A 491-nucleotide genomic window follows, 5' to 3' on the forward strand; every position below is an offset into this window, starting at 1 on the left:
GGAAGAACATCAAGCTCAAACGACTTGCATACCAGCGAGACAAAGCGTCTTTGGCATTTTTACGCAAATTCGGAAGTATTCTTTGTTGAGAAATCGAGCCTTGGTTTTCCACACGCACGGCATGCAAAAGCTCATTAATAACAAGCCTATCATTCATAAATTGAAGCGCTTCTTCATTCCCTTCTAGCGTTTGTCCCTCACTCACACCATCCCCAAGCAGATTTACAAGAAGACTGAATGTAACGCTATCACCAGACTTTTTATTCGTTTCATTATAAACTTGGATAATGCTATTCGAACTATCCCCGATAAGCGGCGCTATTTTCGTGGTTTTCAAAACTTCATGACTGAGTTTTTGCGACCAAAGCTTGACCGCTTGTGGGTCATTAATTTGTATCGATGATACTGCCATTTCTTTTTCCCTTTACTTAGATTAAAAAAAAACCGACTAAAAAGCCGGCATTAAACCCGTAAAAATGCGGGTTATCCTT

Annotated in this window: 1 protein-coding gene; it reads right to left on the bottom strand. The window is 40.1% G+C overall.

Annotated features, from left to right (window positions below; genetic code table 11):
- Window positions 1-412, bottom strand: a 412-nt coding sequence (locus BN338_RS10680; protein WP_039762723.1) for a phage capsid family protein, incomplete at its 3' end; no start/stop codon positions are given.
- Between the last annotated feature and the right edge of the window lie 79 nt (window positions 413-491).

It is taken from the genome of Bartonella queenslandensis AUST/NH15 (assembly GCF_000312585.1).
In the GTDB taxonomy this organism is placed as follows: Bacteria; Pseudomonadota; Alphaproteobacteria; order Rhizobiales; family Rhizobiaceae; genus Bartonella; species Bartonella queenslandensis_A.